Origin of the sequence: Acinetobacter sp. ANC 5054 (assembly GCF_002135295.1) — a bacterium.
Classification (GTDB): Bacteria; Pseudomonadota; Gammaproteobacteria; order Pseudomonadales; family Moraxellaceae; genus Acinetobacter.
The window spans coordinates 41,153-62,814 of the sequence record NZ_NEGG01000019.1 but is presented as its reverse complement, the minus strand read 5'-3'; the positions used below and the strand labels follow the sequence as shown (position 1 = coordinate 62,814).

Here is a 21,662-nt window from a genome sequence, read left to right as displayed (position 1 = left end):
TGATTCGATATTAAGCAAAATGACTTGATTTAGTTATCGCTTAAGAACAAAATACGCAACTCAGATATGATCTGTTAATAACTCATTTGGTACGAAGTAAGGCATACACTACAAGGTAGTTAAATAAGACCCGAACAAGTCCATAACAGTTGTGCTGGCGACAATAGCAAGAGTGAACCACCTGATCCCTTCCCGAACTCAGAAGTGAAACCTCTTAGCGCTGATGGTAGTGTGGGGTTACCCATGTGAGAGTAAGTCATCGCCAGCTCATTATTCGAAATCCCTCAACCTAATGGTTGGGGGATTTTTTTATGCCTTATATTTATACGGAAATTATTAAAAATATTATTAAGCGGAGAAATGAATAGCGACTTTATGGCGTAGATTTAAAAATTTTCAGAATATGATTCAAATTTAAGTATTTAATAGATGATTTTTCACTTAAAGAACGATAAGCGTATACTGATTAGGTTTATTAGTGGAAAGACTATGTCCGATTTAACTTCCCAAACGACATATATTGAATATGGAACGCGTCCATTTCTTGCTGTTTTATTTTCATTGTTCTTGGCTGGATTTGCGATCTTCTCATCCTTGTATTGTGTACAACCGATGATGCCAATCTTTGCACAATATTTTCAAGTCAGTCCGACACATAGTAGTTTTCCACTGTCATTTTCTACGATTGCTTTAGCGATCGGACTACTTTTCACAGGGCTAATTTCAGATCGTTTTGGTCGAAAACCTGTAATGGTGGCCGCTCTCTTTTTAGCAGCATCCCTTTCGATCATCAGCTCAATATTAGCCGTATGGCATGTTTTTCTCATTAATCGGATTTTAATTGGTTTAAGTGTCAGTGGTGTTGCCGCAGTTGCAATGACTTATATTGGGGAAGAAGTTGCACAAAAAGATATCGGTTTTGCGATGGGGCTCTATATTTCGGGGACTGCGATTGGTGGAATGGGCGGTCGATTAATTGCAGGGGTACTTATTGATTACATAAGTTGGCAATCAGCCATGATGATCATAGGTGTCCTTAATTTAGGCGTGGCGACAGCATTTTATCTATTATTGCCGCAATCAAAGCACTTTCAATCTTATCCTATACGCTTTAACCGCTTTTATGAGTCATTCGTTAAAAACTTAGCCAATAAAAAGCTTAGATTATTGTTCTTACAAGGCTTTATTTTGATGGGTTGCTTTGTCTCTGTCTTTAACTATATGAGTTATCGCCTACTTGAAGCACCGTATCAATTATCTCAAACATGGATTGGACTCATTTCAATTGCATATTTAGCTGGAATCTATAGTTCACCTCGTGCTGCAAGTTGGGGGTGTCGTTTTGGGCGTCATCAAGTTTTGCCTACCATGCTATTTATGATGCTAGTTGGGTTGTTGGTGATGTTACTACCAACATTATGGGCTGTTTTGATTGGGTTGATTATTTTTGTTTTCGCTTTTTTTGCGGCGCATTCGACTGCAAGTAGTTGGGTATCAGTACAATCATTACAGTACCGAGCGGTGGGGTCATCATTGTATTTATTTTTCTATTACTTAGGTTCGAGTATTTTAGGCAGTAGTAGTGGTTTAATTTGGGAGTATGCTGGTTGGTGGGGCTTAACTTGCTTTATTAGTTTAATTTTATTTTGGGGATTATTTTTAGCCTTTCAATTGAAGCATTTAAAATAATAAATATGTGAATATTTTTCTATTAATGCTTGAATATACAGATTGTAAAAAATAAATTATTTAAATTGTAATTAATACCTTTAATTGTGATTTTAAACACAGTTTTAATTTTTATTTATTTTGTAAATGATTTAATTTTTAACTTTGAAATAGATCACAATAATTAGACATTAAATGCTTTACATAACAGTAGCTTAATTATGTTTGTTGTTTAAATAATTGTTTTTAATATTAAAAATATATATTTCAAGTATTGAGTTAAACTCCGACAAGCGGTTTTGCATTTTTTTTAGGAATTCATTTATATATTTATATTGATTTAATTATCTTGCGGTAGGTGATTATGAAAAATGTAAGTATTTTAATCATGTTGCTGAATTTTATATTATTTACAGGTTGTATGAGTACAACAAATTTAGGGACAGTAGGTGCAGATCGAAAGCAACTTCTTATCATTCCGCAAAAATCTTGGACAGCAAATGCAGACAAATCTTATAAGCGTTTTATTAATCAAGCAAAACATAAGCAAGTCTTAGTCATAGATCGCAAACTTGATCATGTATTGGATAATTTAAAGATTGAAACAGAAGTATACCGAAATGGTGCAAGCCATTGGGATTGGGAAGTAAATGGCAATCTCAACGGCAGCTTGGATGCGCGAGGATTTCCGGGAGGGAAGATAATTGTCAATACTGGTCTGTATTGGGGGCTTAAATTAACAGAAGATGAACTCGCATTTGTGATTGCTCATGAAATGGCACATGCGCTGCGGGATCATCAGCGGGAAAAAATGTCGACTATGTTGGTAAGTCAAGTGGCAGTGATGTCGACGACGGCAGGGCTTGGTACATTGGCTTCCGTTGCCAGTAGTGTAGCGAGTCAAGCTTCATTTACCCCAAAAATGTGGAATCTTGAAAGCGAAGCGGATGTATTAGCACTCGATATCATGGTGCGTGCGGGATATAACCCAGAAAGTGCAATTCATTTTTGGAATAAGTTTCAGCAAGAAAGTTTACGACGTGAAAAATTTGGTGTTAAACCAATGATGTCTCATGAAATCTATTTAAAGCGCATACATCATTTACAAAGCTATTTACCAGCATTGCATAAGACCTATGAAAATGCACAAGTCTTAAAATCAGAAGATGCTTCATTCGTGACACAAAATTTAAGATACGATTCATTGTTTTAACTTATACAAGTCACTGGCTAAGTATAGCTCAGCGATTCATTTCATTTGTTCCGTATAAAAGTTTTAAATTATTCATCAGATTTTGTATAATTTATAATCAAGCAAGATGAATGAAATTCATGGTAAGATGATCGGCTTTCATCTTTGACCTAAATTTAAGGTCTTCCATCTGCCAGCCGAGAATTGCTAGCCATGTCTACTGCTTATACTATGCAGACTGCGCCTAAAGCGTTGTTTGATTACGACAAATATTGGGCGTCATGTTTTGACCCTGCGCCATTTTTGCCGATGTCACGCGAGGAAATGGATCAACTTGGTTGGGACAGTTGTGACTTTATTTTGGTTTGTGGTGATGCTTATATTGACCACCCATCTTTCTGTTCAGGCATTATTGGCCGTACTTTAGAAGCACAAGGCTTCCGTGTCGGGATTATTGCACAGCCAGACTGGACGTCTGCCGAAGCGTTTAAGGTATTAGGTAAACCCAATATTGCTTGGGGTGTAACGGCAGGCAATATGGATTCGATGATCAACCGTTATACGGCTGACCGTAAAATCCGTTCGGATGATGCATATTCACCAGACAATCAACCAAACAAACGTCCGGACCGCGCAGCAACTGTGTATTGCCAACGTGTGCGTGAAGCTTATCCAGATGTACCCGTTTTATTAGGTGGTATTGAAGCATCTCTACGTCGTATTGCACACTATGACTATTGGTCAGACAAAGTTCGTCGCTCTGTATTGATGGATTCAAAAGCTGACTTGCTGATGTACGGTAATGGTGAGCGTTCAATCACTGAAATTATGCATCGTTTGGCACGCGGTGAAAAAATTCAAGATATTACCGATGTTCGTGGTACAGCATTTATTGTTAATAAAAATAATCGCGCATTGAAAGCCAAATTTGTTGAAATTGCCTCAAATGATGTCGATACCGTCGGCCGTGTTGATCCGATCATTAACCCTTATGTGATGACCGAAGACTTAGACGGTTGCGAGATTGAAAAAGATAAAAATAGCTTAAGTCAGTATCAAGGTTTCCAAAAAGAACCGGTTGCAAATCCAATTGTCCGTGAAGGCGATAACTTGGATGAAAATACTCAAATCGTACAGTTACAACCTTCATCAAAAGCGATTAAACATAAATTACCGCCACGTGAATTGGCAGTGATTCGTTTGCCTGCTTTTGAAGATGTGGCTAATGATCCTGTATTGTATGCACATGCTAACCGTATTTTGCATTTGGAAACTAATCCGGGTAATGCGCGTGCCATGGTACAAAAGCATGGCGAACGTGATGTGTGGCTCAATGCGCCGCCTATTCCATTAACTACGGAAGAAATGGACTATGTGTTTGACTTGCCTTATGCACGTCTGCCGCATCCGTCATATGGTGAAGCGCGTTTCCCAGCCTTTGACATGATTAAGTTCTCTGTGAACATCATGCGTGGTTGTTTCGGTGGATGTACTTTCTGTTCAATCACAGAGCATGAAGGCCGTATTATTCAGAACCGTTCTGAAGATTCAATTCTTCGTGAAGTTGAAAAAATTCGTGATACCGCACCGGGCTTTACTGGGATTATTTCTGATTTAGGTGGGCCAACAGCCAACATGTACCGTTTGGCATGTAAAGATCCTGAAATTGAGAAAAACTGCCGTAAACCATCATGTGTATTCCCAGGGGTATGTCAAAACTTACATACCGATCATGCACCGTTAACACAGCTGTATCGTAAAGCACGCTCTTTACCGGGCATTAAAAAGATTCTGATTGGTTCAGGTTTACGCTATGACTTAGCCGTGCTGAATCCTGAATATGTCAAAGAATTGGTCACGCATCACGTGGGCGGTTACTTAAAAATTGCACCTGAACATACCGAGAAAGGCCCACTCAATAAAATGATGAAGCCGGGTATCGGAACTTATGATCGTTTCAAACAAATGTTTGATCGTTTCAGTAAAGAAGCAGGGAAAGAGCAATACTTAATTCCTTATTTCATCGCGGCGCATCCGGGTACAACCGATTACGACATGATGAATCTTGCGATTTGGTTGAAAAAGAATGGTTTCCGTGCCGATCAGGTACAGACGTTCTATCCATCGCCAATGGCGACCGCAACCACCATGTACTACACAGGTAAAAACCCGCTAGCCAAAGTTGCGCGTTATACCGAGCAAGTGGATATTGTCAAAGGCGAAAAACGTCGTCGTTTACATAAAGCCTTCTTGCGTTACCATGATCCTAATAACTGGCCAATGCTACGTGAAGCCTTAAAGGAAATGGGTCGCCAAGATTTAATTGGTAATTCGAAGCAACATCTGATTCCAACGTATCAACCGGCTGGCAGTGCTGAGGGGCAATATCAATCTGCGCGTAAAAAGAACTCAAGCATTGCAGGTGATTCACAAAAACGTACAGGTGAACAAGGTAATCGCTCTAAAGCAGTTCAATCACGTCCATCAAATACCAAGAAGCGCCCAGAACGTGGGCAAATTTTGACGCAACATACGGGATTGCCACCACGCGAAACGGGTGATGCGAAAAAGCCATTTGGTGGTACCAAAGCAAAAGGTAAATCAAAATCACGCAGTTGATTTTGGAATCAAAAAATAAAGGCACTTCGGTGTCTTTATTTTTTTGCAGCATTCAATTTTAATGGCTGGTATTTTTTGCCCAATAAATGTGACAAAAGTTGATTGTGATGTCGCGTCAATAGGTCAGTTAAACATACAAATGTATATTAAATTCAATATCTAACTTATTTTTGTGCAAAAGGAGCTGTTCATCGGAATTGTTAGACAGTGTGACTAAATGCACTTGCCGAAATTTTAGCGGATGTTCTAAAGTAGCTATATAGCAGGATGCTATTGCTCTGAACTGAAGTGGCATGTGATGTTTGACTGTTGATGTATTTGCAACTTTTTGTCAGATTGAATATTAGTTGTGTGAAAGTTGGAGTTATTTTTTTTAATAGGAAATTAAAAAAATAATAGTGGTTGTATACTACTTCAATATAAGAAGTAGGTTTAAAACCAAAAATATAAGAAATATAAAGGATTATGAGATGACTATATACATAGTAATAGGGAGTATTCTACTCTTCTGTGTGCTCATAATGGCATGGAAAAGTCTAGAAAGCGACTCTAAACAACAAGATAGCGCACTTAAGCAACGCGCAATTTTCAACATTAATGAGCAACTCACGTATACGCGTTTGAAAGAAATTTTGCCTAATCATACGATTTTGGCACATGTGTCTTTTGATGCCTTACTGACGACCAAATATTACCGAACACGTAATAAATATCGAAATATGGTTGCGGATTTTGTTGTGCTGAATGAAAACCAACAAATTCAAGCCATTATCGCTTTAGATGACCCAATGGTATTGAAACGTATTCAGCCGATGCAATACCAAGATGCCTTGTTGCAAATGGCTGGCTATCGCGTTATTCGTTATGATGACGTGCCCGAATATTCACAACTGCGTGAAGACTTTTTGGGTAGCCAAGTGAAGTATAAGCCAATTCCTCAGGTCAGTGATTTGAAAAAATATCACTTATATTCAGACTTAGAGCGTAAAAAACTTAAAGTTCTGAGCTGAGGCTGAAATCAAAAAAGCATGCTCTTAACGGCATGCTTTTTTGTTGGTCGCTCTTATTTAGGTACTATTATTCGGGCTTGATTGCAACCACTGTGAGTTCTACCAGAACCCGTGGATCATAGAGCTTAGCTTCAACACAGGTGCGGGGCAGTGCATCGATGTCAGCGACCCACGCATCCCAAACTTCGTTGAAAGCAGCATAATCTTTTTCGATATCTTTAAGGTAGATGGTTACGGACATAATATTGCTTTTGTCCGTACCAGCATCAGCTAGAAACTGATCGATAATATTGAGTGTTTGCTGGGTTTGACCTCGAATATCTAATTCGAGATCTGAGGCGAGTTGACCTGCTAAATGAACCAATTGCCCTGAAATGGCAATTTCTGAAAAGCGTTGGGCGATATGCAGGCGCTGTACCGTCATGAGTATTCTCAAAGTATTGGGGTGTGTTGCAGTTTACGTGATGAATCGCGCTCTGCACATCTCATTTTTAAGCTTGGGCTACGTTATAGACGAAGTTATCAATTCGAATGAGTAGTTTGTATTTAAAAATAATGAGGCAATTCAACTCTGGGCAGGCGATGCAATTACCTAAATTTAAGAATTGAATGTGTGCTGCCCTTAATTGATTTAGACAGAATGCCAGTGAGCATTGCAGTGGGCAAAGCTGCTGGATATTCACGGTCTGCGGACATTTTTGCTGTAGCTCAGTTGTCATGGGAAGGCCTATGGAATTGGATTGCGCTGTGGGAAGTGCCGTACAAAAGGCGGATGGCCTGTCCATCCGCCTGCAGGTAAGTGAATTATTGTGGTGGTCTATAGGTTTTCAGTTCACGTTCAGGTCGACTGCTGATTTGATACCAATCAATGTGACGGGTAATAAACATCACCACAGCCAGCATGACAAAGGAGATGATTGAACCAATCAGGAAAGTTTTGCCGGAAGACTGCAACAGCAAGTACATGATGGCGTAGAGGGTGCTAAGGATGATGCCAAACAGCATGGCTGGTTTAATACCTTTCATCACATAGAATAAATACCACGTCATCAAGCCAACGCAGGCAATGCAAGCTACGATATAAGCCAAGACAAAAGCATAATATTCACTAATTGAAAGCAGGAGTACAAAGAAAATACCTTGCGCCATGGCCACCAAAGAATATTGAATGGGGTGAATGCGCAGGCTTTTGAGCACTTCAAACAGGAAGAAACAGCCAAAAGTAATGATGATAATGACGATGCCGTATTTGATTGCGCGGTCGGTTTGGGTATAGACATTGACTGAGTCTAAAAACTCCGTGGTTAAACCACGATCTATATGTGCTTCACCTATTTGACGGGAAACTTCCATTGCTCGGTCATTATCGCTTAAGAGGCGGATACATTCATCACTGCCACAATAGATGAGGCGATTCATATTTTGATTGCCTAATGCGATATTTTTCCATTTTGCAGTAAATTGATTTTTTGAACTGGTTTTTTCAAAAGGGAGATTTTGTCCTGAATATTTTGCATCCGCCCAATTACCATTGGCCTGATAGCTCACTACACGGCTGGTCGGGATAAGCGTAAACTTTCTTAAACCAATTAAATCAGTCTTTAAGTCAAAACTAAAACCATTTTGTATTGCTTGAATCAATTCAGGATATTTCGTTGTGGAAATCGCCATGAACTCGAAACCTGAATTTCCACTACTTGGGTTATTCATTTCAAAAGTGTATTTTTTATTCAATATTTGTATTGTTGGATGTGCATTTAGACCACGTGGATCATGAATTGGAAATAAAATCTCGGCTTTATTCCATTGATAGTTTTTCTCTTTCAAGGTTGGTTTTTGGAATATGCCATTAGCATTTAGTTGAGCGTTATAACTTGTCGCACGATAAATGGTACGCTTGTAAGTATCATCGGATACATCGAATTTGGCTTGCCATTGCGTGTTATCCGCATTGATATACATCCATTGTTCTTGCGTACAAGGCGAGACAACTTTTTGTTTGTCTCGGCAAGTCGTTTGTTCTGAATAAGGAACGCGAATGTAGGGTGAAATAATAGTTTGAGGGCTAATATTATTCTTTGAAATCTCATTAAAAAAAGATTGTTGGTAAGCTTGTCGCTCCGCAACAAGGTGGCTAATAAAGAATAAACCCACCCAAAAGAGCGCCACTAATATGACAATAGCCATGATTTTGAGATTGAGGAAGCTGGATCGCATCACTGTTTTCCTGAGCGGTTGTTGTTGTCAGGAATTAGTGTGCAAAATGCAGATGTGTTTTGTTTGAGCTGCGTTTGTGCTTTAGGTGAAGTTTGGGTGAAGTGCTCAATTCATCTAGGGATTATTTAGGGAAATTCAATGTTGACCATCACCCCTGACTGATGGGGTTGAAGGATCGAAAGGGTATTGGCGGCAATATTTTCGATCTTGATGTGTCCATGATGTTGTTCCATCACGTGTTTGACGATACTTAAACCAATGCCCGAACTACGTTGCTGGCTCATGGGTCGCGGAAGCGAAAAATAGGTGTCAAAAACTTGAGTCAGGGCATAGTCTGGAATCCATTCGCCTTCATTGAAAATTTTTAGCTCAATGTGTTGGCCGTGCAGAGGATGTGAACGCCGCAATTGGATCAAAATCTTGCCATTCTCCAGTGAAAAATCAACCGCATTATCCAATAGGTTGGCAAGGGTTTGCTGTATCCAAAAACGATCCGCATTGATCATACAGTTGGCCTCAATATCTAATAAACATTGAATTTTTTTGGCTTGAATTTGACTAGCATATTGATCCAAAACCTGTTGAATCAGTTTAGATAAATTGAAGCTTTGAATGTCCAACAGATGCTTCGATTTCTCTAGACGCGTTAATAACAGCATGCGGTCAATCAAATTACGCAGGCGATGGCTTTGCGCATCAATATGTGCAGCAAATTGCTGCTGATCCTGCAGTGGCAAGTCCTCTTTGAGTAATTCTGCGCTGGCTTGAATAGCGGTCAGCGGACTTTTTAGCTCATGGGTCAAGGTATTCACGTAGTGTTCGACATAGGCGCGGTCTTCGAGTTGTTCACGCATATTTTCTACCGCTTGAGCAACTAAATTCAGCTCTTTAGCAGAGCGGAAATACGGCGTTTGATTGACTGGCGCCAAGGCCTGCGCATATTTACGGACACGGTCTATGCTGTGTTTGAGCCAATAGGCGACCAAACTGGCCAAAAAAAGGCTGAGTAAGGTAATCCACGCCGCTTGGCGAATTAATTGATCTTCAGCGCGCTGAATATAGGGTTGCACCGAACTATTTGGCTTGCCAATACTGACAACGCCAATCAGTTTGGATTGCTGATTCACTTGATAATAGATCGGCGCAGCAATAAACATGGTGCTACTGCTACTGTCTAGAACATTGCCTTTGGCATCATAATTGCGGGTTGAGCGCACGCCGTATTTGCCTCTTAAAGTCAGGTAAACATCATTCCACTGTGAATAATCCTGACCTTGGGCGACGCCTTGTGAATCATAAATCACGATGCCTTTGTCATCGGTAATATAAATTTGCTGATTGATTTCACTTTTATTGTGCTGCCAGATTTTGGCGTTAAGTTTACGACCCAAGGCTTGCTGAATTTTGGCATCAAATTGCGCTGAGCCGACCTTATTTTCATAGACATCCTCAGCCACCAACATCGCGATAATATTGGCATTTTCAGCCAGCGTATCTTCCACCACTTGGCGGACATTCGGTTTGACCTGCTGGTTAAAGGTATAGGACATAAACCAAAGACCAAGCAAAATAATCAGTCCAAAGAAAAACCAAATGCGGATGAAAATAGACATGTGCTAGTCCAGCCTTTTCATGCTGTAGCCAAAGCCACGATGGGTTTCAATGGGATCGTGTTGCGGTGCAATCTGTTTGAGCTTTTGGCGGATGCCTTTGATATGAGTGTCTACGGTGCGTTCTAAACTATGTTCTGGATGTTCCCAGACATGATCCATCAATTGCTGGCGGCTAAACACCTGCTGCGGATGATCGATGAGTAGCTTCAACAAACGGTATTCATAACGGGTAAGTTGCAAGACCGTCTTGAAATATTGAATTTGTAAGGATTCATCGTGGCATAACCAAGTTTGAGTAGGGAAGGGTTTGGCCTCTGTGGCTTGCGGTGGTTGTAGCTGACTCTGAATTTCCATTCTGCGCCAAATGGCTTTGATCCGAGAAACAATTTCCCGAGAGCTAAACGGTTTGGTACAGTAATCATCGGCACCAATTTCCAAGCCGACAATCCGGTCGATTTCATCTGCTCGGGCGGTTAAAAACAGTAAGGGAGTTTGATTGAATTGGCGAATTTTTTGACAGACATCAAATCCATTTAAGTCCGGTAAACCTACATCTAAAATAATAAAATCAAAATCTTGCTGTCGTATGGTTTCAATGGCTTGCAGCCCCGTATTGGCCCATGTGACTTGCCAATCTTCACGCTCAAGCGCATAACGTAAAGGCAAGAGAATGGCGGCATCATCTTCAACGCATAGAATTTGTTTTTTGGAATGGATTTGCATGGATTATTCTAATTCACAGCACAGGCCTGATCTTGAGTGTACTGAAATTAAAATGTAGAGGCGACTGAATTGAGTGAAGTTTCGGTGAACTTTGAATTTTTTGTTTATTGCGCAGGATTTAGAGAGATCTAGAAGATGTAGCGGGGGAGGTGTTCCATGCTTTGACAACAGAGTTGCCCTGTAATATTCGGATTTGATCGTCACGCCAATCACAGGACAGCATGCTGAAAGTAAAGGTGATTTTCAGCATCTCAGCGCATACACGGATAATGTAGTGCGCAGATAGAGTACTCTAATTTTAAACTTTGTGAATAGCTAATTGATTCATTTTTATTCTTCTGCTTAAAACTTATGCAAAATTTACTTTGATCTTAAATTAATGACAATTGCGTTTCAGCTTCTTGAGCGGTCAATTGATACAGCCCGACACCAATTAAACGAAATTGAAAATCATCTGGAATATGCATTTCTAGGAGTAGTTGCTGTAAAACGTGTGCTAAATCTTCACGACTTTTCAATGCCGTTTTAAAACTCTTACTGTGTTGTAAAACCTGAAAATTTTTTAATTTCAATTTGGCGGATACCCCACGTGCATGGAGTTTTTTCTTTTCTAGACTTTGCCAAACTTGATCAATGAGTTTAGGCCAATACACTTGGCATTGATTCAGGGTTAAATCGTCATCAAAGGTGGTCTCTTTAGAGATTTGTTGGCGTTCTCGTTCAGGCTGCACAGGTCGCTCATCAATGCCTTGTGCATACAGGAATAATTGCTTGCCGTATTTACCAAAATGATGAATGAGCACAGATTCTTCGATTTGTTGTAAATCTCCCAAAGTGTTCAGCGCTAAAGCATGCAACTTTTCTTGCATGACTTTCCCTACGCCTGGGATTTTTTTCAGCGGTAACTCGTGAATAAAGTTCAACACCTGTGACGGCTTGATCACGCAAATGCCATTTGGCTTGTGCCAGTCTGATGCCACTTTTGCCAAAAATTTATTCGGTGCAACCCCAGCAGATGCAGTCAGTCCTGTGGTTTGAAATATCTCGGCTTGAATACGCATTGCTACCTCAGTAGCACTGGCAATATTCTGTAAATTTTCCGTGACATCTAAATAGGCTTCGTCAAGCGAAAGTGGTTCGATCAAGCTCGTATATTGACGAAAAATTTGATGAATTTGCGCGGAAACCGCACGATATTTTTCAAAATTCGGTTCAATCACCACCACTTGCGGGCAGCGTTTGCGTGCTTGAGACATGGACATTGCAGAGCGTAAACCAAATTCACGAGCAGGATAGGATGCCGCACAAATCACGGCCCGCGGGTGATGAGACGACACGACAACGGGGAGCTGTTTGAGTTCAGGACGTTCCCGCAGCTCTACCGATGCAAAAAAAGCATCCATATCGATATGAATAATTTTTCTCATGTCTGCTAAAGCAATAAGCACTGTAGATCATAGATGGTTGCAGTATCGCATAGTCTGCGAATGCTCAATAGCTATGAACCTAATTCAAACGACACAGGTTGACTGAGTAATATCAGTTGAGTTTTCTGCTGTTTTGCCGCTTGAATCAAAATGTTTAAACTTGCGGGGCTGTCATCTGCAACGCGCGGTAAAAACTCAAGTTCAGGTTCTAAGGGTGCAAAGAAATTATCCCAATGAATCGGCATGACCGTATGGGGTTTTAGCGTGGCCAAGGTTTCTTGGAGATAGCGATCTTGAAAATCAGCACTTTGTTTGGACAACTGGGCAATGCCTAAAAATAAATGATCGACTTTGAGATTTTTTAACTGATGTGGCACAGCACCAGTGCTGGCTTTGACTAAGCTGCGATGAGCGCCATGTTGAATGAGATAATCAAAAGAGCCACCTTCTTTAAAGGCAGAAAAACGTGCAGGCAGCGTGAGTGGCTGCTGAATTTCTTCACCAAGGTCATTGTTGACTGCGGTTGCAGGCGTATGTTGCGATGGTATTGCGGTAATGGTGAATGCACCGATTTGCAGGGGTTGCCATGCTTTAACAGACTTTAACTGGGACTCGGGAATGTGCATGCCACGAGCAATATTCAACGTGCTTTTGGATCCGATCACATTTGCTTGGGGGAGTTGTTGGGCTAAGTAGGGCACATCTAAGGCATGATCATAATGTGAATGGGTTACCAAAATTGCCCGAGTCCGTTTTAAATCCTGTACTTGGATGATCTGATCCACTTTGGCGCGATCACTCTCAATTTTTTTGAATATGATACGACTTAAAGATGGGCGACTAAAAAAACCGTCAATCAAAATCTGATCTTTGCCATCATCAAACAACAAGGTTGAAACACCAAAAAACTTCACGGTATAGGCAGCGTGTGCGGTCTGGGATACTGTATTTTGTAGCTGTGCTTGCTTTTGCCAGTGCTGAAAATCAGAAACTTTGCCCGAAGGCTGAAGTAGATAGAGGATGACCAGTGCAAATAGCAGTACGAGTGCAGCCATCATCCATAGGCTCATTTTTAAAATACGCATCCTGCGTCCAACATGTTATGGGTTATTTTTAATCTATGTTGGCTTGAATCGCCTTAAAAATCAATGTGCTTTGGTCTGGGAAATTCCATTTTTTTCTAAAAAAAGTATCCAAGCTTTTTGGTCACCTGAGAACACATTTAAATCCACAGTGGTTGGAATGCCTTGAATATTACCCTGATTGGTATGTTGCCAAATGAGCCATTTCGGATTGTTTTTGAGATCGGGGAGGCCATTATATTCACGCACCCAAAGCGGCGTTTGCTTAAATTCACCCGCTAACACAATGTTATAGAAGGACTTCGACGTATAAAAAATCGGTTGCTTGCCATAATGATGATAGAGGCGGTCGTGCATCTCGCTAATTTCTTTGAGTAGCTGTTCTTTGCTATAGGTGTTGATGCATTTACTGTCATATTCCAAATCAATGGCAGGGGGTAAAGCATCTGATTTTTTGGGCACGGAGGCTATAAAATTGTCCGCTTGGATTTTACCGTCACGGCAGAGACGATAAAAATGATAAGCCCCCACATTCAATCCCTGTTCACGTGCTTGCAGCCAGTTATCCTGAAATTTAGTGTCCTTAAAATCGCCGCCTTCCGTCGCCTTTAAATAAACAAACTGATATTTTTTCGGTGAAATTTTTGACCACTGAATGTCTTTTTGATGATGTGAAACATCAAAACCTTTCACGGGATATTCTTCAGCAGATGCAGGTCGATGCGGCATAATGCCCAAATAGCCCAACCCAATCACCGCAGTTAAACCCACAACGGCCAAAATTGGACGATAGATTTTCAGTGATTTTTTTGGGTTAGGGGCTTTGACTTTTTTAGGCATGAATATTTATCCGAGCATCGCCTTTATCATAGCAGATCCATATCGTGAAGATGTATGAGCTGCTGAACTTGGAGTAATCGATAGCTTATACCGCCACATCCTTCGGAATTTGCCAAAAAATCGCTGCGGTAATGAGGTTGATACAACCCAATAAAATCAAGGTCGTGTGAAAGGCTGAGACCATCTGCTCTGCACCATAATAGGCAGTGAAGAGATTGACCAAAGTTCCTGCCAGTGCCACACCAATACTCATTGAAACCATCATAATCATCGACAAAAAACTATTGCCACTGCTGGCATCTTGCTGTGGTAAGTCTTTTAAGGTCAACGTGTTCATTGAAACAAATTGCAGTGAATTTAAAATTCCGAAGATAAAAAAGTGCAATGCACGTAACCAAGTGGGTGTATCCGCTGTGGTTAAGGCAAAGCTACAGATACAGGCACCCACCAATAATGTATTGACTAACAGTACCTTGCGATAACCAAAGCGCTGAATAATTTGACGAATAATGGGTTTAGAAGCCAGCGAGCCGAGCACAGTCGGAATCATCAATAAACCAGTAATGAACGGTTCAAAGCCAAAAGCGACTTGTAGCATCAACGGAATTAAAAAGGGCATGGCATTGCCACCTAAACGGGCAAAGAAATTTCCCACAATACCGATCGCATAAATCCGATTTTTGAACAGTTTGCTTCTAAACAGTGCGTTGGCATGCGTGTGTGCATGGAAAGCATAAATCGCACATGCAATCACCCCAGTGATGATCAATGCCAAACGCCACCATAAAGGCAGATGCGGGCTAGCAAAATTTTCAATGCCGAGAGACAGCCCCACCATTGCCACAAGCAGCAAAATGAAGCCCCACAAATCGAAACCTTTGACGCTAGGTTCAGTGACGTTTGGCATGGCCTTAAAGGTAATGAGTACACCGAGCAGCCCCATAGGAATATTAATGAGAAAGATCCAATGCCATGTTATGACTTCTACCATCCAACCGCCAAGCGTTGGCCCAATCAAAGGCCCAATGAGACCTGCGAGACTCATCAGACTCATTGCAGATAGAAATTGAGTGCGTGGAATTACTTTAAGCATGGCAAGACGACCCACAGGCAAAAGTAATGCACCGCCAATGCCTTGAATCACCCGATAAACCAAGAGTTCATTTAAACTGGTCGCCATGCCGCAACCGAGCGAAGCTAAAGTGAAAATAATAATGGCACTAAAATAGGTATTTCTCACCCCAAAGCGATCTGCTAACCAGCCACTCAGTGGAATACATGCTGCAACCGACAACACGTAGGCCACGACCACACTGTGCATTTGTAGTGGATCTTCGCCTAAGCTGCGCGCCATTGCGGGTAGGGCAGTATTGACAATAGTGGTGTCGAGACCTTGCATGAAAAAACCAATAGACACCAACAGAACCAAAAGTCTGAATTCTGGTTGTAAGGCCTGATGCGATGGCGTGGTATTCATAATGAGCTAAGGCAGAGATTTTTATACAGTTTAAAGGATTAGTGCACTCAAGTTGTAGTAAAAGCTTTGCATGATTTGTGCGAGACTTTGCAAGAATACGGTCATAAATCCTTCATCAACCTGCAATCAAATATTTATAAATTGTTCATAATTTTAATAAAAGTTGAACTAAAACATGAGAATAAAGCTTTCGGCATTGATTGTATCTATACTTTCAGTGGGGTTGGTTGCGTGCAACGACAGTCAGGATGATATCGAGCAGAATACGCCGCCTGTGGTGGAAGAAAGCACGCCAGACAGTATTGAGTTAATCAAAATCGGGCGTTATGAATCTGGAGTTTTTGGTGCCAGTGCGGCTGAAATTCCTGCTTATGATGCACCTAGCCAACGCTTATTTGTGGTGAATGCCAAAGAAGGTGTGGTGGATGTTCTCGACTTTAAACAGCCTGCATGGCCTAAATACATACAGTCTTTAGATGCAAAAAAATATTTAGCACATTCAGAAGTGAATAGTGTAGCTGTACATAATGGCATTGTGGCTTTGGCTGTACAGGCAGAGGATAAAACGCAACCGGGAATCGTGGCATTTTTTAAGGCACAGGATTTGAGTTTCATTAGTCAAGTCAGTGTTGGTGCACTCCCTGATATGTTGACTTTTAGCCCAGATGGAAAGAAAGTTTTAGTCGCAAATGAAGGTGAACCGAATGAAGGCTATGCCGTTGATCCTGAAGGTTCAGTGAGTATTATCAACATACAAGATCTCAGCAAGCCGACGGTGAAAACTGCCAATTTCCAAGCATGGAATGCGAAAAAGCAAAGTTTAGTTGATGCGGGTGTGCGTATTTTTGGTCCTGCCACTGCAAGTTATACCGATGTGGCCAGCAAAGGTGTACATACCACCAGCGTTGCGCAGGATTTGGAGCCTGAATATATTGCCGTTAGCGCCGATGGTCAAAAAGCTTGGGTGAGTTTGCAGGAAAATAATGCCATTGCGGTTTTGGACTTAAACGCAGATGAATTTGTAGATATTTTTCCACTGGGCGCAAAAGATCATGGCTTGGCTGAAAACGCTTTAGATGGGAGTGATCGCGACTGCGTGGTTGGGGCACTCGATAGTCTCGGCAAAAAAATTGAAAACTGTGATAAAGATGCGGGCATGATCAACATCAAGTCATGGCCTGGGCTTTATGGCATGTATATGCCAGATGCGATTGCGCAATATCAGGTCAATGGGAAAAGTTATTTGGTGACCGCCAACGAAGGTGATGCGCGTGAATGGCTCAAAGATGAAGAGGCCTATTTTACGGGTCATGATCTTACGCAAGGATATGCTGAAGAAATTCGCATCAAGCATTTATTAAAAAAAGCAGGTTTTGACCTCAAAGGGGATTATGCCGCGCATTTGCGCCATTTAGTGCCAGGCGTAACTGGGGCGAAATTAGATCCAAGCGTCTTTAAACCTTGTGTCACCAGCGATATAAACGAAATTTGCGCAGATAATTTAATTAAAGATACTCAAATTGGACGTTTGACCATAAGTTGGACGCAAGGTTTTAAACGAGATGCTTCAGGCCAAGCTGTACTTGAAGATGGCAAATTGGTTTATGACAAACTATATGCCTATGGTGGTCGTTCATTCAGTATTGTTGATACTGAAACTCGCCAAATCATTTGGGACTCAGGAAGTGAGTTTGAACATAAAATTGCTGACATGTTACCCAATCAGTTCAACAGCAACCATGAGTCTTTTAAATTTGATGACCGTAGTGATAATAAAGGCCCTGAGCCTGAGGGTATAGCGATTGGTCAAATCGGGAAAAAAACCTTTGCATTTATTGGGCTTGAACGTACCAGTGGCATTATGGTGTATGACATTAGCAATCCGCAACAGGCGAAGTTCGTGCAGTATTTTAATGACCGCGACGTGAGCCAAGCCGATATCACTAAACAAGGCGACTTAGGTCCTGAGGGGCTGATATTTATTGCAGCCAAAGATTCACCAAATGCCCAGCCATTATTGGTCGTGGGAAATGAAGTGAGTGGTTCAACTGCAGTTTATCAAGTAAAACTGAAATAATTAAAGCTAAAAGTAATTGTTTTATTTTGATTTTTAATTTTGTTTGGATAAATCTATTGCGCTAAATTGTATGAACGCGAAATAAACTGTCATAATGCGCCCGAGTCCTTCATTTATTGGAGGGCTTTTTCTTTATGGCAAAGGTGTTCTGTTTTCATGACAATCGAAATTTTGATGGTCATAGGCTTCTGTCTCGCGGCCTATTCAATTGTCGGTAATGATGTGCCACAGACCTTGGGTACCTTTATTTCATCCAATGCACACCGTCCGTGGTGGTTGCTCTGGATTTATGTCAGTACGATTTTGGCCGTTGTTTTGGTCTATGGTTGGTATGCATCAGGTGTGGGTGATGCCTCTTATGGGCGACTAGAAACCATTCCATTCCCGAAAGAAGGGGTAACGTGGCTGTATATTGTGCCGCCAATCTTGCTGATCATTTTGACCCGCTATGGCATTCCAGTCAGTACCACTTTCTTGGTGCTCACGATTTTCTCGCCAAGCAGTTTAGGTTCAATGTTGACCAAATCGATGATGGGCTATGCCGTCGCATTTGTTGTGGCAATTATTGTCTATCGTTTTGTAATGAAAGGCATTTCAGTCTATTTCAGCAAAACCCGTGATGAAACACCGTCAAATATTTGGGTCGGCTTACAGTGGGTGTCGACAGCATTTTTGTGGAGCCAATGGCTAATTCAAGATTTAGCCAACATCTTTGTCTATGTGCCACGTCAGGTACCACTAGGCTTCCTGATTTTTGCAATTTTAGTGTTTATTGTGCTACTTGGGATCATTCTGTACCAACGTGGTGGTGCGATTCAGGGCATTATTGATACTAAAACAGGCGTTGCTGATATTCGTTCAGCGACCATTATCGACTTTATGTATGCCCTTATTTTATTGGTATTCAAAGAGTGGAGTAATATCCCGATGAGTACTACTTGGGTATTCTTAGGGTTATTGGCAGGGCGTGAATTTGCCATGTCGATGCATTTGCACGAAGTGAATAAATACCGAACCTCACGCAATGTCAGCAAAGATGCGATGAAATTAATGTTAGGTTTATTGATGAGTATATTCTTGGCAACCACATTGCCATGGTTCTATCGCATGGTATCCGGTTAAGTTGTCATACGGCTGAATCATTAAAAACGGGGCAAATTTGCCCCGTTTATTTTTATCAAAATATTGTGTTGATGAGTGACTTTAAACCACAAAGTGTTTTGGGAAATCGAGGTTTTTCAGTGCAGTGAAAATCTGTTGTGATGAATTACACACGATTAATTTTGCACGGTGCTGAGGGGGTAAAAAGCCTTCTAGTACCGCATGATCCAACTGAGCAATCAGGGCATCATAGAAACCGTTTACGTTATACAGCATCATCGGTTTTTGATGCTGATTGAGTTGACCCCATGTCGCAATTTCCAAAATCTCTTCGAAGGTTCCAAGACCACCAGGCAGCGCGACAAAGGCACTGGCACGCTCGGCCATCATGGCTTTACGCTCATGCATGGTGCGTACCACATGCAGTTCAGTTAAATGGCTATGAGCAATTTCATAATCCAACATAAATTCTGGGATGACACCAACGACTTCACCACCATGTTGAATGACGGTATCGGCCACTTGACCCATCAGGCCAATACTGGCACCGCCATAGACCAAACCAAGTCCTTGTTCTGCAATGCCCTGTGCCAATGCAATGGCTTTTTCTTGGTAAATGGGCTTGTTGCCTGAGCGTGAGCCGCAATAAAGCGCAATCAAAGGTTGAGAAGTGAGGGGAGAGGGATTTGTTAATTGTTCTGACATATTTAATCCACTATTCATTCAGTTTAATTTTACCTTAGCATGTTATTTTTGTTGGCTCTACATTGGCATGAAAATATGACCGTTTTATGTCAATCATTTGCTCAGAGATGCCCTGAACGAGATTGGAGTTTGGTAAAAAAGGATGAATTTTTAGCTTAACTTGCTATACTAAAAACCTCTTTTTATACGCAAAGAACCGACATGGGCAGTGGTTGTTGTCGCTCCGCACACATACATTCATTAGAAAAAACGCCATTAAAAGCGTTTCAGCAATTTCAATTGATTTCGACTTTGACACGAAATAATCCTAGCGCAGGAAACATTCTGGAGATACAGCAATGATCTTTGAATGGATGTCTGACCCTTCTGCGTGGGTCGGCTTATTAACGCTAGTGGTGTTAGAGATTGTTCTCGGGATCGATAACCTCGTATTTATTGCCATTCTTGCGGAAAAATTACCGCCAGAAAAGCGTAATACGGCTCGTATCGTCGGTTTGTTACTCGCACTCTGTATGCGACTGGTGCTTCTCGCGTCGATCGCATGGGTGGTGACCCTAACCAATCCACTGTTCCATATCTTTGATCATCCATTCTCTGGACGCGATTTAATTCTGCTGTTTGGTGGGGTGTTCTTGCTGTTTAAAGGCACCATGGAGCTGCGAGAGCGTCTTGAAAATAAACCGATGCTCAAGGAAGAAAATCCTGTGCATGCCACCTTCTGGATGGTGATCATTCAGATTGTGGTGCTCGATGCAGTGTTCTCGCTTGATAGCGTAATCACTGCCGTGGGTATGGTCAAAGAACTTTCGATCATGATGGTGGCTGTGATTATCGCGGTAGGCATCATGCTGTGGGCATCGAAGCCGTTGATGAACTTTGTGAACCGTCATCCTACTGTCGTGATTCTTTGTCTGTGCTTCTTGATGATGATTGGTTTCTCATTATTGGTTGAAGGCTTTGGTTTCCATATTCCAAAAGGCTACTTATATGCTGCAATTGGTTTCTCGGTACTGATCGAATTCTTGAACCAAACCATGCGTCACAATCAGGAAAAAATGGTGACAACGACTGACCTGCGCTACCGTACAGCATCTGCCGTGATGCGTATGCTCGGTGGCAAAAGTGTCACAGACAATACCAATGAACCTGAAGATGTATTGGCAACACGCGCATTTGCTGACGAAGTATTTGATGAAGAAAATGGTGCTTATCACAGTGTGATGGTGCAAGGGGTGTTGGGGCTGTCTGAACGCCCAGTGAAATCGGTCATGACACCACGTCCAGAATTGGAATGGATTGACTTAGACGAAGCACCTGAAGCAATTCGTGCCCAATTACTTAGTACTACGCATTCACGTTTAATCGTGGCACATGGTGAGCTGGACAATATTGCCGGTGCTGTATTGACCCATAAAGTCATGAACGATTATATCGAAACGGGCGTATTGGATTTCGAAAAACATTTACGTGATCCCGTTATTGTGCATGAAAATGCCCAAGTCTTGATGGTGATGGAACAATTACGTCAGGCCCCATTACAAATGGCCATTGTGTTGAACGAATATGGTTCGATCGAAGGGATTGCCACGCCGATTGATGTGCTTGAAGCCATTGCAGGCGAGTTCCCAGATGAAGATGAACCTGAAACTGCAGCAGAAAGTTTAGATGATGGTTCGCTATTACTAGAGGGTTCAACTGATATTCGCCATGTGTCTTTATTGCTTGGACGTGACCTTGTCGACGAGTCTGAACAGTATTCGACTTTGTCTGGCTATATTTTGTTCCACTTGGGTCGATTACCTGCGAATGGTGAAAAACTCAATGCCGATCATCACATCTTTGAAGTGGTGACAATGGATGGTCACAAGATTGAAAAAGTGCATATCATTCCGATGCCACGTGAAGATTAAA

The 21,662-nt window shown here is 41.5% G+C and carries 17 protein-coding genes and 1 rRNA gene; 8 read left to right on the top strand and 10 right to left on the bottom strand.

All coding sequences use genetic code 11. From position 1 onward, the window contains the following. Positions 1-153 precede the first annotated feature (153 nt). The 5 genes from rrf (at position 154) to B9T33_RS15825 (ending at position 6,489) form a co-directional block, all read left to right on the top strand. Positions 154-268 (top strand): 5S ribosomal RNA (rrf, locus tag B9T33_RS15845). 221 nt (positions 269-489) lie between these two features. Then, entirely contained in the window at positions 490-1,689 is a 1,200-nt protein-coding gene (locus tag B9T33_RS15840; RefSeq protein WP_086179850.1) for an MFS transporter, read from the top strand. Positions 1,690-2,032: 343 nt separating this feature from the next. Next, positions 2,033-2,881: a M48 family metallopeptidase gene (locus tag B9T33_RS15835; RefSeq protein ID WP_086179849.1), complete on the top strand. Its 849-nt coding sequence runs from the start codon at positions 2,033-2,035 to the stop codon at positions 2,879-2,881. A gap of 192 nt (positions 2,882-3,073) precedes the next feature. After that, positions 3,074-5,479, top strand: coding sequence for a YgiQ family radical SAM protein (locus B9T33_RS15830; RefSeq protein ID WP_086179848.1), 2,406 nt, complete (start codon positions 3,074-3,076; stop codon positions 5,477-5,479). A 470-nt stretch (positions 5,480-5,949) separates the two neighbouring features. Further along, positions 5,950-6,489: a DUF2726 domain-containing protein gene (locus B9T33_RS15825; protein ID WP_086179847.1), complete on the top strand. Its 540-nt coding sequence runs from the start codon at positions 5,950-5,952 to the stop codon at positions 6,487-6,489. Between the two features lie 67 nt (positions 6,490-6,556). Here the strand turns inward: B9T33_RS15825 and B9T33_RS15820 are convergent, their stop codons facing one another. The 9 genes from B9T33_RS15820 to mdtD form a co-directional block, all read right to left on the bottom strand. Then, complete coding sequence (locus B9T33_RS15820) at positions 6,557-6,913, bottom strand: RidA family protein (RefSeq protein ID WP_086179846.1); 357 nt, start codon at positions 6,911-6,913, stop codon at positions 6,557-6,559. Between the two features lie 67 nt (positions 6,914-6,980). Continuing rightward, positions 6,981-7,208, bottom strand: a complete 228-nt coding sequence (locus tag B9T33_RS15815; RefSeq protein ID WP_086179854.1) for a hypothetical protein — start codon at positions 7,206-7,208, stop codon at positions 6,981-6,983. A gap of 85 nt (positions 7,209-7,293) precedes the next feature. Further along, the gene (gene creD / locus B9T33_RS15810) at positions 7,294-8,706 is read right to left on the bottom strand and encodes a cell envelope integrity protein CreD (RefSeq protein ID WP_086179845.1); all 1,413 of its coding nucleotides are present in this window, start codon (positions 8,704-8,706) and stop codon (positions 7,294-7,296) included. A gap of 125 nt (positions 8,707-8,831) precedes the next feature. Then, positions 8,832-10,319 (bottom strand): two-component system sensor histidine kinase CreC, encoded by a 1,488-nt coding sequence (gene creC, locus B9T33_RS15805; protein WP_086179844.1) that lies wholly within the window; start codon positions 10,317-10,319, stop codon positions 8,832-8,834. A 3-nt stretch (positions 10,320-10,322) separates the two neighbouring features. Beyond that, positions 10,323-11,036 (bottom strand): two-component system response regulator CreB, encoded by a 714-nt coding sequence (creB, locus tag B9T33_RS15800; RefSeq protein ID WP_086179853.1) that lies wholly within the window; start codon positions 11,034-11,036, stop codon positions 10,323-10,325. 377 nt (positions 11,037-11,413) lie between these two features. After that, positions 11,414-12,469, bottom strand: coding sequence for a DNA polymerase IV (gene dinB / locus B9T33_RS15790; RefSeq protein ID WP_086179852.1), 1,056 nt, complete (start codon positions 12,467-12,469; stop codon positions 11,414-11,416). A gap of 71 nt (positions 12,470-12,540) precedes the next feature. Continuing rightward, positions 12,541-13,554 carry an MBL fold metallo-hydrolase gene (locus B9T33_RS15785; RefSeq protein WP_086179843.1) on the bottom strand — a complete coding sequence of 338 codons (1,014 nt, stop codon included), beginning with the start codon at positions 13,552-13,554 and terminating at the stop codon, positions 12,541-12,543. 60 nt (positions 13,555-13,614) lie between these two features. Next, positions 13,615-14,391, bottom strand: a complete 777-nt coding sequence (locus B9T33_RS15780; protein WP_086179842.1) for a GH25 family lysozyme — start codon at positions 14,389-14,391, stop codon at positions 13,615-13,617. Positions 14,392-14,476: 85 nt separating this feature from the next. Then, positions 14,477-15,868 carry a multidrug transporter subunit MdtD gene (gene mdtD / locus B9T33_RS15775; protein WP_086179841.1) on the bottom strand — a complete coding sequence of 464 codons (1,392 nt, stop codon included), beginning with the start codon at positions 15,866-15,868 and terminating at the stop codon, positions 14,477-14,479. A 175-nt stretch (positions 15,869-16,043) separates the two neighbouring features. Here mdtD and B9T33_RS15770 point away from each other — a divergent pair, with 175 nt between their 5' ends. After that, complete coding sequence (locus tag B9T33_RS15770) at positions 16,044-17,945, top strand: choice-of-anchor I family protein (RefSeq protein WP_086179840.1); 1,902 nt, start codon at positions 16,044-16,046, stop codon at positions 17,943-17,945. 156 nt (positions 17,946-18,101) lie between these two features. Beyond that, complete coding sequence (locus B9T33_RS15765; protein WP_086179839.1) at positions 18,102-19,067, top strand: hypothetical protein; 966 nt, start codon at positions 18,102-18,104, stop codon at positions 19,065-19,067. An 81-nt stretch (positions 19,068-19,148) separates the two neighbouring features. On the opposite strand, the gene B9T33_RS15760 is transcribed toward B9T33_RS15765, so the two are convergent. Then, positions 19,149-19,769 carry a TIGR00730 family Rossman fold protein gene (locus tag B9T33_RS15760; RefSeq protein WP_086179838.1) on the bottom strand — a complete coding sequence of 207 codons (621 nt, stop codon included), beginning with the start codon at positions 19,767-19,769 and terminating at the stop codon, positions 19,149-19,151. Between the two features lie 320 nt (positions 19,770-20,089). Between B9T33_RS15760 and B9T33_RS15755 the strand changes: the two genes are divergently transcribed. After that, positions 20,090-21,661, top strand: coding sequence for a TerC family protein (locus B9T33_RS15755; protein WP_086179837.1), 1,572 nt, complete (start codon positions 20,090-20,092; stop codon positions 21,659-21,661). The last annotated feature ends 1 nt before the right edge of the window (position 21,662 follow it).

What these genes read in the sequence shown, in the direction of transcription:
- B9T33_RS15840 (WP_086179850.1), top strand. Translation starts at nt 490, where the DNA reads ATGTCCGATTTAACTTCCCAAACGACATATATTGAATATGGAACGCGT.
- B9T33_RS15835 (WP_086179849.1), top strand. Translation starts at nt 2,033, where the DNA reads ATGAAAAATGTAAGTATTTTAATCATGTTGCTGAATTTTATATTATTT.
- B9T33_RS15830 (WP_086179848.1), top strand. Translation starts at nt 3,074, where the DNA reads ATGTCTACTGCTTATACTATGCAGACTGCGCCTAAAGCGTTGTTTGAT.
- B9T33_RS15825 (WP_086179847.1), top strand. Translation starts at nt 5,950, where the DNA reads ATGACTATATACATAGTAATAGGGAGTATTCTACTCTTCTGTGTGCTC.
- B9T33_RS15820 (WP_086179846.1), bottom strand. Translation starts at nt 6,913, where the DNA reads ATGACGGTACAGCGCCTGCATATCGCCCAACGCTTTTCAGAAATTGCC.
- B9T33_RS15815 (WP_086179854.1), bottom strand. Translation starts at nt 7,208, where the DNA reads ATGACAACTGAGCTACAGCAAAAATGTCCGCAGACCGTGAATATCCAG.
- creD (WP_086179845.1), bottom strand. Translation starts at nt 8,706, where the DNA reads ATGCGATCCAGCTTCCTCAATCTCAAAATCATGGCTATTGTCATATTA.
- creC (WP_086179844.1), bottom strand. Translation starts at nt 10,319, where the DNA reads ATGTCTATTTTCATCCGCATTTGGTTTTTCTTTGGACTGATTATTTTG.
- dinB (WP_086179852.1), bottom strand. Translation starts at nt 12,469, where the DNA reads ATGAGAAAAATTATTCATATCGATATGGATGCTTTTTTTGCATCGGTA.
- B9T33_RS15785 (WP_086179843.1), bottom strand. Translation starts at nt 13,554, where the DNA reads ATGCGTATTTTAAAAATGAGCCTATGGATGATGGCTGCACTCGTACTG.
- B9T33_RS15780 (WP_086179842.1), bottom strand. Translation starts at nt 14,391, where the DNA reads ATGCCTAAAAAAGTCAAAGCCCCTAACCCAAAAAAATCACTGAAAATC.
- mdtD (WP_086179841.1), bottom strand. Translation starts at nt 15,868, where the DNA reads ATGAATACCACGCCATCGCATCAGGCCTTACAACCAGAATTCAGACTT.
- B9T33_RS15770 (WP_086179840.1), top strand. Translation starts at nt 16,044, where the DNA reads ATGAGAATAAAGCTTTCGGCATTGATTGTATCTATACTTTCAGTGGGG.
- B9T33_RS15765 (WP_086179839.1), top strand. Translation starts at nt 18,102, where the DNA reads ATGACAATCGAAATTTTGATGGTCATAGGCTTCTGTCTCGCGGCCTAT.
- B9T33_RS15760 (WP_086179838.1), bottom strand. Translation starts at nt 19,769, where the DNA reads ATGAATAGTGGATTAAATATGTCAGAACAATTAACAAATCCCTCTCCC.
- B9T33_RS15755 (WP_086179837.1), top strand. Translation starts at nt 20,090, where the DNA reads ATGATCTTTGAATGGATGTCTGACCCTTCTGCGTGGGTCGGCTTATTA.